This window comes from uncultured Tenacibaculum sp. (genome assembly GCF_947499065.1).
GTDB lineage: Bacteria > Bacteroidota > Bacteroidia > Flavobacteriales > Flavobacteriaceae > Polaribacter.
Map to the genome: position 1 here is coordinate 306,105 of NZ_CANMMT010000001.1, position 16,122 is coordinate 322,226.

The following is a 16,122-nucleotide window of genomic DNA, read 5'->3' on the forward strand; positions in this document are numbered from 1 at the left end:
TCATCCTCTTATTAAAATATGATCTTCACTTTTGCTTCTTTAATATCTTCATACTGTAAAGTTACTGTTTTCTCTACCGTATGCTTTCCTTTACCTATTGGTTTAGGCTCTCTTGCTTTCCAATGTAACGTAATATTTTCATCCGTTACTTCAGTTAATGTTCCTTCAAACTCTTCCGTTGCTGTTTTAACTTTAAGAATTCTATTAACATTCTTTTTATACTGACGTTTTACCATAAGTGGATGAGAAATATCTGGAGTAGTTACTTCCAAAGAGAAATCCTCTTCTTCTCTATCTAAATTATGTTCAATTTTTCTACTAATACGAACACATTCACTTAATTGAACTCCTGAATCTCCATCTACTATCACTTTAATTTTACTATTAGCTAAAAACTGTAAGTCTATCAAGTACAACGACTCGTTTTCTTGTAAAGCTTCATCTAATAACTCTCTTACTTTTTCTTGATTCATCCTAAGGTATAAAAAGAGGGGACTTTCGTCCCCTTCATCCATCTAATTAATAAATTCGCTGCAAAGATAGTAAGTTATTCATTAACACACAAGTGTCTTTCACTTTCTAATTTAAAATGTTTTTCGTAAATTGAAAACATCCACCTTAAATTTTTTATTATGAAAAAAATATTAGTACCCACTGATTTTTCCATACCTTCAGAACATGCTTTGAAGCTAGCTTCAAGTTTGGCAAAAAAGTCTAAAAGCGAGATCCATTTACTTCACATGGTTGAATTACCTACCGGTATAATAGATATGGGGAGTGGCAGCAACTTTAGTATACCTGAAAGCATGCTATACATACGAAAAGTACGCGATAAATTGATTAAGTATAAAAATCAATTTTTTCCAAAAATTCAAAATATTAAACATGCTATTCGTTTTCAAAACCCATACGAAGGTATACGCGATTATTCTAAAAAAATAAATGCCGATTTGATTACCATGGGAACCAAAGGACATACAGAATTAGAAGAGATGTTAATTGGCTCTAATACTGAAAAAGTTGTAAGAAATTCTGAAATACCAGTTTTAGTTACTAAAACAAACGAAGAAGAATTTAAACCTAAAAACTTGGTTTTTGCTTCTAGCTTTAAACCTCAGAAAAATAATGCTTTTGAGAAATTTTTAGATTTCGCAAGTAATTTTAAGAGTAAAATTCATTTATTAAAAATCAACACACCACATAAGTTTGAAAACTCCCAGCTTTCAAGACAAAAAATAAAAGAATTTGCCGATAGGCACAATTTTTCAGATTACTCTATAAACATATACAACGACTCTTCTGTTGAGAACGGAATTTTAAATTTCTCTAACGAAAAAAATGCTGATATCATAGCACTAGCTACTCATGGAAGAAGTGGTTTATCTCATATTTTTAATGGTAGTATTACTAAAAATTTATCTAAGAGTTCCATTAAACCAATGCTAACCTTTAAAGTTTAGCTAAAAGCACATCCCCTATTGTGCTTTTTATCTATACAGTTGGTTATATACTGCTACCAATTCTTTAGCTTCTTTTTTGGCACTCCAGTTCTTTTCGATTTCCTTCCTTGCCTGCTCACCAACGTATGCTAATTCATTTTGAATTAAACCTTTTAGCACAGCTCTTAGCTCTTCTACATTTCCAGATTCAAATAAATATCCAGATTTCCCATGCTCTATTAATTCGGAATGTACACCTACATTTTTGGTAGCAACTGTTGTGTTAGCACAAGACATAGCTTCTGCACAAACTAATGAAAAACCTTCAGTGAACGAAGGAACTACTGCTATTTTAGAAGCTTGATAATATGTTATTATGTCTTTGGTTTCGTTTACAAAATAAATTTGCTTCTTTACATTTACAGCTACTTCTTTCAACTCATCTAAGAACTCAGGCTTATCTACCTTACCAACAATAACTACTGCCCAATCTTTGTGAGTTTTCAACTCATGAGCCATGGCTTCTAATAAAACTTTTTGTCCTTTAGCCTTTCTAACTCTTCCTGCACAAAGAATTATATTCTTTTGCGAAACATCTTTTAATCTTTTCTCTTCATTTGGAACAAAATTACCTGTATCGACCCCATGAGATACTTTTGTGTTTTTTATTCCTAATTTATCATGCATAGAAGTTGTTAATGTAACAACACTATCTGATTTTTTAAGTAAAAACCTTGTTAAACCTGAAGGATCAGTTTCGGCATGTCGAGTTAAAACTAATTTAAACTTTGCACCTAAGAATCGATACCATAGCATTTTTAACACTTCATTATTTCTATGGCAATGAACAACTATTTTCTTTTCAGAAAACAATAAGTTTTTTAACTCTTTTGTATTTATTTTATCTCCCTCAATACCATAACCATAAAGATATGTTTCGCACATTTTCTTTAAGTCGGGCATTACATTCTCTATACTTCTTGTAACCCCAGTTCTTCTTTTATGAAAATGTGTATGTATAACTATTAAATCAGAATTCATCTAAGCAAATCTTCTTTCTATAATTTCTAACAATCTTGTTTCGTATTCTTCTTTATCAGACCAATCATAATCTGGTTTTACCATTTTAACAACAAACTTTTTGGCCTCTTTTTCCGTTTTCATTGTATTCAACTGAGAAACCACTCTGTTAAAATCTGCTTGATCTCCATTAAACAAGTGTTTAACAAAAGCTATTCTATCATTAAGTCCTATTTGAATTGAACTTTGCAAACGATCGTTAAGTGTTTTCTTCACATCTACTTTTTCAAATAAGTTTGCCATTACATCAACTGGAAGTGTATCTTCTAGCTCTTCCTCTAAAGTAGTTGTCTTTTTCTCACCAACATCTTTCACATCGTTCTTTGTGTCTTCATTATCATTAAAAAGTAATTCTTCCAATTCATCAAAAGGCTGCTCCATAATTTCTTCTACAACCTCTAAATTCATTTTCTCTTCAGCTATATCTTCAATTACTTTATCAGCAATTTCTTCAGCTTCTTTTTCTACTTCTTCTTCAATATCTTCTTCTAATTGATGTACAATTCTATCTTCTTCAACTAAGGGTACCTCTGTTTTATTTAGCTTTTCTACCTTATTTATCTCCGCCTGCACAACATCTTCCAACAATTCCTCTTTAGTTTTTGTAGGATTAGGAGTATTATTTATATACTCTTCTACATAAGCTAAAACCGAAAGTTTTTCATAAACCTCATGTGCTTTTTCCTTCAACGCAAACACATCTTCTTTATTTTTCATTTTTAAAATGCTGTGTGCTAAACTAGTTAAATCGGATGCAAGTTTTTTGTGCATAAGTTGTTGTTTGAAATTAATATTTACTCTTAAATTTTAATAAATTTGTTCCCTATTTCGAAAGAAATGCAAATATCAATAATTAGAGCTTAAAATTACAAAATGTTTCTTGAAAATACAGTAAATCATACAGAACAATTTGGGTGGATTGAGGTAATTTGTGGCTCAATGTTTTCAGGCAAAACCGAAGAATTAATTCGTCGTTTAAAACGTGCACAGTTTGCAAAACAACGTGTAGAGATATTTAAACCAGCAGTTGACACTCGTTATGACGATGAAGAAGTGGTATCTCACAACTATAATAGAATACGTTCTACTCCAGTTCCTGCTTCTTCTAACATTCGTTTATTAGCAAATGATGTAGATGTTGTTGGCATTGATGAGGCTCAGTTTTTTGACGATGAAATTGTTACAGTTTGTAACGATTTAGCAAATAGGGGGATTAGAGTTATTGTAGCTGGATTAGACATGGATTTTAAAGGACAACCTTTTGGACCTATGCCAGCTCTTATGGCTACCGCAGAATATGTAACCAAAGTGCATGCTGTTTGTACTCACACAGGAAACTTAGCTCATTATAGTTATAGAAAAGCTATGAGCGAAGACCTTGTTCTCTTAGGAGAAACCCAAGAATACGAACCTCTTAGCAGAGCTGCTTACTACAAAGCAATACGAGAGCAAAATAATAAGAAAGAAAATTTATCTGATGAATAATCATGTTACCGTTTTAGAAATAGATGCTGTATCTCTACAACATAACCTCGCTTATTTTAAACAAAAACTAAATCCTAACACAAAGGTTTTAGCTGTTGTTAAAGCTTTTGGTTACGGAAGTGAATCTACAGAAATAGCTAAATTACTTCAAGATAAGGTAGATTATTTTGCTGTTGCTTATTCTAATGAAGGTATCATTTTACGTGAAGCCGGTATTAAAACTCCTATTTTAGTTTTACATCCGCAAATTCAAAACTTAGAAGAAATTGTTAAACACAGATTAGAACCTAATTTATATAATTTCAAAATACTTGATGCTTTTCTTAAACTAGCCGACAAAGCTCCTTTAATGAACTACCCTATTCATATTAAATTCAATACTGGCTTAAACAGGTTAGGTTTTTGGCACACAGATGTTCCAACGATTATTACACAGATAAAAAGTTCAAACAATATAAAGGTTCAATCTATTTTTTCTCATCTTGCTGCCAGTGAAGACCCTAATGAACAAAATTTCACTATTGGACAAATTAACAACTTTGCCTACATTGTAAAACAATTTTACGATCATTTAGGATATGAACCTATGATTCATATTTTAAACACATCTGGTGTTATCAATTATCCTCAAGCACAATTTGATATGGTTCGTGTTGGAATTGGTTTATATGGCTTTGGAAACAATGAGCAAGAAACAAGTCAATTAAGAAACACACATACCTTAAAATCAATTATTTCTCAAATACACTTAATCCAACCAGGAGAAACTGTAGGATATAATAGAGCTTTTGTTGCTAGTAGACCTACTCAAAGTGCCACTATTCCTGTTGGTCATGCCGATGGTATTTCAAGAAAACTAGGCAATAAAAAAGGTTATGTTTTTATTAATGGTCAACCCGTTCCAATTATAGGTAATGTTTGTATGGATATGATTATGGTTGATGTTACTGACCTAGATTGTAAAGAAGGTGATGAAGTTATTCTTTTCAATCACCAAAAACACATCGAATATATTGCACATAACTGCGAAACAATTCCTTACGAAATCTTAACCGCTATTTCTCAACGCGTAAAAAGATTGGTTAAGAGTTAATTTTTTTTTAATTTACAACTCAATTAACTATAAAAACCAAAAATATGGGAATGCTCAAAGAGTTTAAAGACTTTGCAATGAAAGGGAACCTAGTCGACATTGCAGTAGGTTTTGTAATGGGTGCTGCTTTTAATAAAGTAGTAGCTTCTTTTACTGGAGGAATCGTTTCTCCTCTTATTGGACTATTATTTAATGCCGACTTTAAAGATTTAAAGTACATTATAAAAGATGGTGTTGCTGACGAATCTGGAAAAATCACTGGTGAAGTAGCTGTACTTTATGGTGAATTTCTAACTAACTTAATTGACTTTATCATTGTTGCCTTTGTAATGTTTATGATTGTTAAAGCCGTTAATAAGTTAAAGAAAAAAGAAGAACCGGCTCCTGCTGCTCCTAAAGGTCCAACTCAAGAAGAATTATTAGCACAAATTAGAGACTTATTAAAAGATAAATAAGCTACTAAAAGTGAACAAATACTAAAAAAGCACTTGTAATCTATTACAAGTGCTTTTTTTATATAAATGACATAATAGCCTTTGAATTTATTTGATGTTTTAGCTGCTCTATCTTCTCATACATTAATGTAAAAAACATCCTTCTCTCTACCTCTGCACTACCTGATATATTTTGAGAAAATTGTAATTGTTTTTGAAAATACTCATCTACTTCGTTACAAATTATTTTATCCTCAATTCTCATATAAGAAAGAGATGTATAAGGCACTAACAAGCCTTTTTTTGTCTCAGACTTTAAAAATAAAACATGATTAATATTCACCAATTTATTGTAATACAATTCATATTTCAAATCTTTTTTAGAGTTCCAAACTTTATTTCTCGCTTTTTCTTCAATCCTTTCTATAAGCAATAATATCTCATCACATAATTGTAAAGCCTCAGTTCGGGTTATCAGCTTAGTTTTATAAAAGTAATATATTGTATGTAAGCAACTATTAATCGTAGTATCACTCCAAACATCAGTTATAGAAACCTCTTTAAATTTTTCTCTAAAACGTTTGGATTCATTTGTAAAAAATTGCTTTTCAATAAATTTACTAAAAGGCTCTATTTTACTTTCTTCTTTTTTTGATAAAAAATTCAGATACACATAAACCCTAAATTTACTGTACAATGTATTTACTGGAATATGATAAATTGGAATATTTTTAGCTGTATAATATACTTTTGAATTCTTATCAGATGCATAAGTAGCTACATAAAAAGCTATATCTTTATAAAAATCATTTACACCTTCATAAGTGTTTACATAATCATTTTTAATAATACTTTTAGATAAAGTACTACTTATATTATACAGTTTATTTAATGAAATTTTATAATATCTTGCTAACTCTAACGCCTCCTTAAACGACAATGATGTTTTCCCATTTATTCGTCTATAAGCAGCATCATAACTTATATCAAGTACATCAGCTATCTCCTCAGTAAACAAAACATTGTTTGGCAACTTTTCTTTTATAAGATTGAAAAGCTTATCTTTTTCTACACTCATACTTTTTACTCAATAGATTTTTCTTAAAAACCGCAAAAAGAAATTTTTTCTTTTGCATTATTCACAACCACGCTTAACATAAAAACTTATTAATTTGTTTAACAAGCTTATGCTAGGTGATCAGGGGGGAACATCTATTTAAGTAAAAAGAAAGTCTTCTCTTTCCAGAGAGAAGACTTTTGTTTTGCTCTAATGTACGTAATTTTTAAAATTAAGTCAAGTATCAGTTAAATATGTTTTCCTTTTTCCCAACCATGCTTTCCTAAATACTGTTCTCCACTCTCTACAGCTCCATCTTCAATAGAAGTCCCCATAGAGTCATTCCAACGATTTAGGTATCCGAATAAAGAAATTACACCTAACATTTCTACTATTTCTCCTTCATCCCAATGTTTGTATAATTCTGTCTTTATTTTTTCATCAACCATGTTAGGCACCATAGATGCAGCTAAAGAAAAATCTAACGCCGCTCTTTCAGCATCAGAAAATGCAGGGTGAGTTTTATACTCCCAAATATTATCTAATTGCTCTTGTTCAGCTCCATAACGTTCAGCCGCTCTAATAGCATGTGCTTGACAATATCTACAACCTGTAGCATTACTTGAAACCCAAGCAATCATTCTTTTTAAAGCAGATGTTACTCTCCCTTCATTAGCCATAACAGCTTTATTCAAATTGATAAAAGCTTTAGAAATGGCTGGTCTACGCTGCATTGTTAAAACTGAGTTTGGACAAAATCCTAATGTTTCATTAAAAAACTCAGCTAATTCTTTTGTTTCTAAGTCATGATCTGCTGATAACGGTGTTACTAGTGGCATATATTTTTATTTTTGTTTTTATTAATAACTTTTTGCACTACGTTTGTGTAATAATTCGGCTTTCTAAGTCGACAGACACACAAAACAACTTACGCAAGAAACAAAAAAATAATCAAATTATGGCATCACACACAGTCACAACAGTTTGGAAAGAAAACATGCAATTTGAAACCGACAATCCAAGCGGGCATAAAGTTTTAATTGACACTTCAGAAGAAAATGGAGGAAACAATTCTGGTTTAGGTCCAAAAGCCATGATGTTATCATCGCTAGCAGGATGCTCTGGTTTAGATGTTGTATCTTTATTAAAGAAAATGAGAACTTCTGTAAACGATTTTAAAATGGAAGTTACTGGAGAATTAACCGAAGAACACCCTAAATATTACGATAAAGTTACAGTAGATTATCATTTTTATGGAGATAATTTAGATGAAGATAAAATAAATAAAGCTGTTAAATTATCTATAGATAAGTATTGTGGCGTAATGGAAATGTTTAGAAAATTTGCTGAAGTAAAAACTGCCATTCACTTTCACAATAATTAAATTATTAAAAAAATTGCTATGCGTTGGAAATCAAAGCCAGAGCCAAACTCTAGTAACGTAAATCAATTGGCCAAAGAACTTGGTATAAGCAAAGTTCTTGCTAAAATTTTGGTTCAAAGAAACATTGATACTTTTGATAAAGCTAAATTATTTTTTCGTCCTAATTTAAACGATTTACATGATCCTTTTTTAATGAAGGACATGAATATAGCTGTCCAACGAATAGAAGAAGCCATTAATAAAGGTGAAAACATTTTAGTATATGGCGATTATGATGTTGATGGAACTACAGCTGTTTCCTTAATGTCTTCTTATCTAAAAACTATTCACCCTAACATTTCTACTTATATCCCAGACAGATATAAAGAAGGATATGGTGTATCATATGACGGAATTGATTTTGCTGACGACAATGACTTTTCTCTTATTATAGCTTTAGACTGTGGTATCAAAGCAATAGACAAAGTAGCATATGCAAGCTCTAAAAATATTGACTTCATTATTTGTGATCATCACAAGCCTGGGAATGAAGTTCCAAAAGCTGTTGCTGTTTTAAACCCAAAACAAATAGACTGCAATTATCCTTATGATGAATTATGTGGTTGCGGAGTTGGTTTTAAACTAATACAAGCATTGGCTTCTAGAAGAGGGGAAACCATTAATGACCTAATTCCTTATTTAGATTTAGTTGCTACCGCTATTGCTGCCGATATTGTTCCTATGACTGGAGAAAACAGAACTTTAACTTATTTCGGTTTACAAGTTATTAACTCCCAACCAAGAAATGGTATTAGAGCAATTATACAACAGACTCAAAAAAAAGAACTTACCATTACTGATGTTGTATTTATTATTGCTCCAAGAATTAATGCAGCTGGTAGAATGAAACACGGTAATTATGCTGTTGAGTTACTTACAGAAATGAATCTTGATGCAGCAGTTGAATTTGCTGGTGCAATAGAAAAATTCAATTCAGACCGAAAAGATTTAGACAAAAAAATTACTCAAGAAGCTTTAATGCAAATTGAGGAAAATAAAGAAGAAGAGAATTTCACTTCTGTTGTTTTTGATGAATCTTGGCATAAAGGAGTTATCGGTATTGTAGCTTCTCGATTAATTGAAACTTACTATCGTCCTACTTTAGTATTTACCAAAAGCGGAGAAAAACTAGCTGCTTCGGCACGTTCAGTCAAAGGTTTTGATGTATATAATGCTTTAGAACAATGTTCAGAGTTTATAGAACAATTTGGAGGGCATAAATATGCAGCAGGTTTAACACTTCTTCCTGAACAATATGAAAATTTCAAAGCTAAATTTGAAGAGGTAGTTTCCAAAACAATCGATAAGGATTTATTGACACCTGAAGTTAGTATTGATGCTGAAATTGATTTATCTGAAATTACCCCCAAATTTTATAGAATTATCCAACAAATGGCTCCTTTTGGGCCTCTAAATATGAAACCTGTTTTTTCTACATCATCAGTTAGAGATAATGGATACGGAAAACAAGTTGGAGCTGACAAAACCCATTTAAAACTGAACATTATTTACGGTTCAGATAACAAAACTTATAACGCTATTGGTTTTAACCTTGGTAAAAAAATTAGTTCCATCCAAAATGATTTTGATATTGTTTACACATTAGATCAAAACACTTGGAACAACTATACTTCACTCCAATTAGTTTTAAAAGATTTAAGATAATTTTATTTAGACCAAATCTAAATAAAGCGTATATTTGTTTCCATAATAATTTTGAATATGGAAAATGTTATAAAAATATACGATAATAATATTGGAATCTCTTTTCGTTGGAAAGGCATGGATTCTAGTCTAACACAAATAATATTTAACGATACTGGTTTTCATTTAACAGAAAATGAAATAGAAGAGTTTTTGGAAAAAGTAGTAGATTCTAAGTTACAAAGAAACTGTTCTACTTGTATTAAAGGCGAAAATTGTAAATCTATTTTATTACAAACACCTTCAGAAAAAGTAAGCATGGCTGTATCTCAGGTTGAACTTGGACAAATTGACGATTTGTTAAAAGGCACACTTTTTCAACTTCGTTTAAATAGTTATTTAGCTGATATATGTAAAAATTAAAAGAGCTTGCAATTGCAAGCTCTTTTAATTTTATTTTTCTTTTATTAAGTACATGTATACTGGATAGTGATCACTATATCCTCCTGTATATCTACCAAAAGAGAAACTTCTAAATGGATATCCCTTATAACGTCCTTTCTTTTGAGTTAAGAATCTTTTATTGAAAATTCCTGACTTAAACATTTTAAAAGACGAAAAATCTTTTTCTCCTTTATCTAATAATGGAGAAGAAATAAGAACTTGATCAAAAAGATTGATGTTATCTCTATACCCTAATGTATTAAATCCACGACGGAACATATTTTCATAAGGGTTGTAAATATCACCTTCATTTACGTTCTTCTTTTTCGCTTTCGTTTTTAAAACTGTTTTAAAGCTAGAATTAATAGGGTCGTCATTAAAATCACCCATAATAATTACTTTAGGGTTTGGATCTGTCTTTTTAATGTTTTCAATTATTTGAGTAACCTTATAAGCAGCTTTTTCACGTAAAGGCCTACTTCTTGCTTCTCCTCCTCTACGAGATGGCCAGTGGTTTACAATTACATGCACTAATTCATCATCTAAATAACCAGATACCAAAAGAATATCTCTAGTATATATTTTTTTGTTATTTGAATATATATTAGGATTAAAAGGCTCAAAGTGAATTGGTTTAAAGTAACGTTTTTGATATAATAAAGCTACATCAATTCCTCTCTTATCTGGTGAATCAAAATGAATAATTCCGTAACGTTTTTTCTTTAACTTTTCAGTATTAACTAAATCTTCTAAAACTTTTTTGTTCTCAACTTCCACTACTCCTAATAATGCAGGGCTCGTTTTAGCTTTTTCTGCACCTAATTGAACAATTACATCAGAAAGTTTTTCCAGTTTATCCTTATATACTTCTTCTCGATTTCCTTCCATTTCCATCATAGGACTAGCCTCATCATTCTTGTTAGGATCATTAACTGTATCAAAAAGATTCTCCAAGTTATAAAAACCTACAGTTCTTATCTTAAACTTTTTAGGGGCCTTTTGAGCAAAAGAAGTTGAAACTACTAATGCAACAATAAAAAGGGATATTATTTTCTTCATTTTATAAAATTTACGCGGCAAAAATAAAACAAATTTTAAGCCAATTAATTTTTTAACATATAAAACCACTTATTCATAATGTTAACTTAACATTAACCTAATTATTATTTTACTAATTTTGCATCCCTTTTGTCATATTTTTGGCAAGTTGGAATTAACATATTTAAATATTTTATAAACAAACATTTATGAGAAATTTTACGCTAACAATGTTGTTGGTATTCTCTGGCCTATTTGCCATGAATGCGCAGAACGTTGTAAAAGGAATCGTAATTAACAGCGATTCTGAAAAACCTCTACAAGGTGTTTCTGTAAGTGTAAGAGAAGCCAATATCAGTGGTACTACTGATGCCAATGGTTCTTTTACATTAAATGGTTTACCAGACGGAAGACAAATTGTAGTTGTATCCCTTAACGGGTTTGAAACCCAAAACTTCCCTGTTCAATTAGCTGGCAAGACAATCGATTTAGGTACTATAATGATGTATGAAGATATATCAGAGGATCAAGATTTAAGTACCATCACTATTACTGATGATGAATTAAATGATGACACTAGTGCTGCCGACAACATTTCTGGATTATTACAATCTTCTAGAGATGTATATTTACGTACTGCTGCTTTTGAGTGGAGTTCTTCTTTTTACAGAATTCGTGGTTTAGATTCTGAAAATGGTAAAGTTCTTATCAATGGTATTGAAATGAACAAATTGTATAACGGTCGTCCACAATGGAGTAACTGGGGTGGTTTAAACGATGTTTTACGTAATCAAGAATTCAATACAGGTTTAACACCTTCTAATTATACATTTGGTGGAGTTTTAGGTTCTACTAACATTAATACAAGAGCTTCTGAATACAGAAAAGGTGGTAGAGTTTCTTATGCTTCTTCAAATAGAAGTTATACGCACCGTTTAATGGCAACATATGCTTCTGGTTTATTAGAAAATGGATGGGCTATTGCTGCTTCTGGTAGTAAAAGATATGCTGAAGAAGGTTTTGTTGACGGAAGTTTATACAATGCACATTCTATTTTTGTTTCTCTTGAAAAGCAAATCAATAACAATCATAGTTTAAACTTAACTATAATTCAAGCTGAAAATAGAAGAGGTAAAGCAGCTCCTCATACTCAAGAAGTATACGATATAAGAGGTATTAAATACAACTCATATTGGGGATATCAAGCTGGTGAAATTCGTAACTCACGTATTAGAAGAGTTAACGAGCCTATTATAATGTTAAATCACTACTGGAACATTGGTGAATCTACTACATTAAATACTGGTTTTGCTTATCAATTTGGAGAAATAGGTAACAGTCGTTTAGATTTTAACGGAGGTAATAACCCTGACCCAACATATTATAGAAAATTACCTAGTTATTTTATATCAGATCCTAACGGACCTGATTATAAAGGAGCTTACAATGCTTTAACTAGTTTTCAAAACAATGGTCAAATAAATTGGGATGAATTATATTTTGGTAACGAAGGAAATAAAGACAATGCTCGCTTTGTTTTATATGAAGATAGAAATGATGATAAGCAAATTACTGCTAACACAATTCTTAATTCAGAATTAACGGATAACATAACTTTAAATGCTAGTTTAGAATATAGAAGATTAAATTCTCAAAACTTTGCTACTATTATAGATATGTTAGGTGCAAACTTTTATAAGGACATCAATAATTTTGGAGACACTTTTGACCAACAACAAAGTAATTTATTGACTCCTAATAGATTTGTAACTAAAGGAGATCGTTTTAAATACGACTACAATTTAGAGTCTCAAGTTTATGGAGGTTTTGCTCAGTTACAATTTAAGTATAACAAAGTAGATTTTTATGTTGCTGGTTCTGCACATAACACATCTCACCAAAGAGAAGGTTTATACCAAAATGGTTACCATCCTACTAATTCATTAGGTAAATCTAAAAAATTAAACTTTTTTAATTTCGGTGCAAAAGCAGGAGCAACTTATAAAATTTCTGGACGTCATTTATTAGACTTCAACGGAGGGTACCTTACAAAAGCTCCATCTATCAGAAATTCTTTTGCTAATTCAAGAATTAACAACTTAACAGTAGCTGATGTTAGCTCTTTAGATAGTGAAAAAATAATGTCTTTTGATGCTTCTTATATTTTAAGAACTCCATTCATTACTTCTAAATTAACTGGTTACTATACTGATATTAAAGATGCAACTGAAATTTCTTTCTTCTTTGCTGATGGTTTAAATGGTAATTCTTCTGCTTTTATTCAAGAAATTTTAACTGGAATAGATAAGCGTCATATGGGAGTTGAATTCGGTATTGAAGCTCAAGTAACTCCAACTATTAAGTTAAGAGGTGCTGCTAACTATGGTCAATATACATACAACAACAATCCTGATATCGTAGCTAAATCTGATGATCCAGATTTTTCTTTTGATAGAAGAAAAGCCTTTTTGAAAGATTATAGAGTTGCTGCTGGACCACAAACTGCTTACTCTTTTGGATTCGACTATAGAGACCCTGATTATTGGTTTGTAGGTGTTACGGCTAACTATTTTGATAATGCGTACGTTGATATATCTCCTATAAGAAGAACTTCAAACTTCGTAGCAGATGTAGACGGGCAACCATTTTCAGATTACGATCCTGTATTAGCTAGACAATTATTAGCTCAAGAAAAATTTGATGACTACTTTACGTTAAATGCTATTGGTGGTAAATCATGGAAAGTAGGAAACAACAAATTCATAAGTGTTTTTGCTAGTATAAGTAATATATTAGGAGAAGAATATAAAACTGGTGGTTTCGAACAAGGAAGAAATGCTAATTTTAGAGAGTTAAGAGATGATAACGCTAATGGAGCACCTACTTTTGGAAACAAATACTGGTTTGGTAGAGGTACTACTTACTTCTTAAATGTAAATTATAGATTTTAATAAAAACAACATAACAAAATGAAAAATTTAACCTTATATAAAATATTTGCAATTTTATTTGTTGCAATTTCTTTTTCATCATGTGTTAAGGATGGTGATTTCGTTATCCCTACAGCTGGAGAAGATAAAGAATACAAAAATCTTGTTCCTTTAAGCGACATTGTTGCTCTATATAAAGGAAGTAATATTGATTTTAACGACTATATTAAAGACAATAACTTAGAAGACATTAACACTTATGGTTATGTTATTTCTGACGATAGAGAAGGAAATTTCTACAAAAAATTAGTTATCCAAGACAAAGCTGAAAACCCAACAATTGGAGTTGAAGTTATAGTTGATGCTACAAACTTAAGTGCTGTATATAATGTAGGACGAAAAGTATACATTAAGCTTAAAGGCTTAGCTTTCGGAAAATCTTATGCTAAATACCAAATTGGTGCAAGCAAATTCGGAAAAGTAGATAGAATTGAATTATCAGAATATAGAAATCATATTGAACGTTCTTCTGAAATAGCTGAAATTGTACCAACGACTTTAACCATTGGAGAACTTTCTCAAAACTTAATAAGTACTCTTGTAAAAATTGATGATTTACAATCGGAAGTAAAAGGATTACAATACGCATCTCCTGAAACTAATAGTTATATTACACGTACTTTAGCTTCTTGTAAAACTTTCGAAAAGATTGAACTATCAAATAGTAAGTTTGTAAACTTCAAGCAGCATTCTATCCCAGATTTTAAAGGTAGTGTAACTGCTGTATTATCTGAGTTCTCTTCAAAATATCAATTAGTAATGAGAAATACTGATGATGTTGACTTTACTCAAGAGTATGGTTGTTTTAACAATCCTACTTTAAAATCTTTAGCAGATATTAAAGCTTTATTCACAGGTAGTGAAACTACAATTACAGAAAGTTATAAGATAAAAGTAGTTATAACATCTGATTTAGCAAAAGGTAATATTTCAAACAGAAATGCTTTTGCACAAGATGGAGCTACTGCAATTGCTTTACGTTTTAGTGAAGCTTACAACTTAAACATTGGAGATGAAGTAGAAATTTCTGTTGGTGGAACAAAGTTAAGTGAGTATAATGGTTTATTACAATTAAACTTATCAAACTCAAACATTATCAGCAAAGCTGCTGGAACATTACCTACTCCAGAGGTTATTACTTTTGCTCAAGCATTAACTGGAAATTATGAAAGTAAATTAGTTACAATTGAAGGTGTTCAATTTAAAGACATCACAAAAACATATTCAGGTTCAAATACTTTAACTTCAGATTGTACTAATACATTAACTACTTTTGTTAGAACTGATGCTGCATTTGCTACAACTAATGTAAGTGACAAAAAAGGTTCTGTAACTGGTATCATGTCAGATTTTAACGGGCCACAAATTTATTTAAGAGATGCTTCTGATGTAAACTTTACTGAAGCTTATGCTTGTACTTCAACTGGTGGAGCTCCTAAAGCAAATGATTTATTCATTTCTGAATATGTTGAAGGATCAAGTAACAATAAGTATATTGAGATATACAATGGTACTGGTGCAGCTGTAGATTTATCTAAATACCAAGTTTGGGGTTCTTCAAACGGAGGTGGATGGAAAGCAGCAAGACAATTACAATTATCAGGAACTTTAGCTACTGGTGATGTTTATGTTATTTCAACTAATCAAGCTGTTGCTGCAATTCAAGATGAAGCTGATTTAAAATTACCTTACGAAAGTCCTGTTCACCACAATGGTGATGATGCTATTGGTTTAGCTAAAGACAATGGTTCTGGAACTTATGAATTAATTGATGTCATAGGAACTCCAAATAGCGATCCAGGTTCTGGATGGGAAGTAGCTGGTGTTTCAAATGCCACTAAAGACCGTACTTTAATTAGAAAAATATCTATCATTGAAGGAAACACTAGCTGGTCAGCTAGTGCAGGTACTGATACTGCTAACTCTGAGTGGGAAGTAAAAAATAAAGATGATTTTTCTTCTGTAGGAAAAAGATAATATTTAATTATTATAAAT

15 protein-coding genes are annotated in these 16,122 nt (G+C 31.1%); 9 read left to right on the top strand and 6 right to left on the bottom strand.

From position 1 onward, the window contains the following. Nucleotides 1-11: 11 nt before the first annotated feature. Nucleotides 12-473, bottom strand: a complete 462-nt coding sequence (gene rimP, locus Q0958_RS01415) for a ribosome assembly cofactor RimP (RefSeq protein ID WP_299118630.1) — start codon at nucleotides 471-473, stop codon at nucleotides 12-14. Nucleotides 474-632: 159 nt separating this feature from the next. On the opposite strand from rimP, the gene Q0958_RS01420 reads away from it, so the two are divergent. After that, on the top strand, nucleotides 633-1,460 hold the full coding sequence (locus Q0958_RS01420; RefSeq protein WP_299118632.1) for a universal stress protein: 828 nt from the start codon (nucleotides 633-635) through the stop codon (nucleotides 1,458-1,460). A 27-nt stretch (nucleotides 1,461-1,487) separates the two neighbouring features. Here the strand turns inward: Q0958_RS01420 and Q0958_RS01425 are convergent, their stop codons facing one another. Further along, nucleotides 1,488-2,480 (bottom strand): glycosyltransferase family 4 protein, encoded by a 993-nt coding sequence (locus Q0958_RS01425; RefSeq protein ID WP_299118634.1) that lies wholly within the window; start codon nucleotides 2,478-2,480, stop codon nucleotides 1,488-1,490. Continuing rightward, entirely contained in the window at nucleotides 2,481-3,290 is an 810-nt protein-coding gene (locus Q0958_RS01430) for a hypothetical protein (protein WP_299118638.1), read from the bottom strand. It abuts the gene before it with no gap. Between the two features lie 102 nt (nucleotides 3,291-3,392). Between Q0958_RS01430 and Q0958_RS01435 the strand changes: the two genes are divergently transcribed. The 3 genes from Q0958_RS01435 to mscL are packed head-to-tail and all read left to right on the top strand — an operon-like array spanning nucleotide 3,393 to nucleotide 5,552. Then, nucleotides 3,393-4,004 (top strand): thymidine kinase, encoded by a 612-nt coding sequence (locus tag Q0958_RS01435; protein ID WP_150898349.1) that lies wholly within the window; start codon nucleotides 3,393-3,395, stop codon nucleotides 4,002-4,004. Continuing rightward, nucleotides 3,997-5,097: an alanine racemase gene (alr, locus tag Q0958_RS01440; RefSeq protein ID WP_299118641.1), complete on the top strand. Its 1,101-nt coding sequence runs from the start codon at nucleotides 3,997-3,999 to the stop codon at nucleotides 5,095-5,097. Before Q0958_RS01435 ends, alr begins: the two co-directional genes overlap by 8 nt. A gap of 44 nt (nucleotides 5,098-5,141) precedes the next feature. Further along, nucleotides 5,142-5,552: a large-conductance mechanosensitive channel protein MscL gene (gene mscL, locus Q0958_RS01445; RefSeq protein WP_272150575.1), complete on the top strand. Its 411-nt coding sequence runs from the start codon at nucleotides 5,142-5,144 to the stop codon at nucleotides 5,550-5,552. A 58-nt stretch (nucleotides 5,553-5,610) separates the two neighbouring features. Here the strand turns inward: mscL and Q0958_RS01450 are convergent, their stop codons facing one another. Together Q0958_RS01450 and Q0958_RS01455 are read right to left on the bottom strand one after the other, a co-directional pair. Further along, nucleotides 5,611-6,609: a helix-turn-helix transcriptional regulator gene (locus tag Q0958_RS01450; protein WP_299118646.1), complete on the bottom strand. Its 999-nt coding sequence runs from the start codon at nucleotides 6,607-6,609 to the stop codon at nucleotides 5,611-5,613. Nucleotides 6,610-6,836: 227 nt separating this feature from the next. Next, nucleotides 6,837-7,427 (bottom strand): carboxymuconolactone decarboxylase family protein, encoded by a 591-nt coding sequence (locus Q0958_RS01455; RefSeq protein WP_150898345.1) that lies wholly within the window; start codon nucleotides 7,425-7,427, stop codon nucleotides 6,837-6,839. 119 nt (nucleotides 7,428-7,546) lie between these two features. On the opposite strand from Q0958_RS01455, the gene Q0958_RS01460 reads away from it, so the two are divergent. From Q0958_RS01460 to Q0958_RS01470, 3 genes are read left to right on the top strand one after another with little or no spacing between them, the layout of a single operon-like run. Beyond that, nucleotides 7,547-7,972, top strand: a complete 426-nt coding sequence (locus tag Q0958_RS01460) for an OsmC family protein (protein WP_235274281.1) — start codon at nucleotides 7,547-7,549, stop codon at nucleotides 7,970-7,972. An 18-nt stretch (nucleotides 7,973-7,990) separates the two neighbouring features. Beyond that, a complete protein-coding gene (gene recJ, locus Q0958_RS01465; protein ID WP_299118653.1) occupies nucleotides 7,991-9,676 on the top strand; it encodes a single-stranded-DNA-specific exonuclease RecJ in 1,686 nt (561 codons plus the stop codon). Between the two features lie 57 nt (nucleotides 9,677-9,733). Further along, nucleotides 9,734-10,078, top strand: coding sequence for a hypothetical protein (locus tag Q0958_RS01470; protein ID WP_299118656.1), 345 nt, complete (start codon nucleotides 9,734-9,736; stop codon nucleotides 10,076-10,078). A gap of 30 nt (nucleotides 10,079-10,108) precedes the next feature. On the opposite strand, the gene Q0958_RS01475 is transcribed toward Q0958_RS01470, so the two are convergent. Next, complete coding sequence (locus Q0958_RS01475) at nucleotides 10,109-11,158, bottom strand: endonuclease/exonuclease/phosphatase family protein (protein ID WP_299118659.1); 1,050 nt, start codon at nucleotides 11,156-11,158, stop codon at nucleotides 10,109-10,111. 188 nt (nucleotides 11,159-11,346) lie between these two features. Here Q0958_RS01475 and Q0958_RS01480 point away from each other — a divergent pair, with 188 nt between their 5' ends. After that, nucleotides 11,347-14,088, top strand: coding sequence for a TonB-dependent receptor (locus Q0958_RS01480; RefSeq protein WP_299118661.1), 2,742 nt, complete (start codon nucleotides 11,347-11,349; stop codon nucleotides 14,086-14,088). Between the two features lie 18 nt (nucleotides 14,089-14,106). Next, nucleotides 14,107-16,104, top strand: a complete 1,998-nt coding sequence (locus tag Q0958_RS01485) for a DUF5689 domain-containing protein (protein ID WP_299118663.1) — start codon at nucleotides 14,107-14,109, stop codon at nucleotides 16,102-16,104. Nucleotides 16,105-16,122 lie beyond the last annotated feature (18 nt).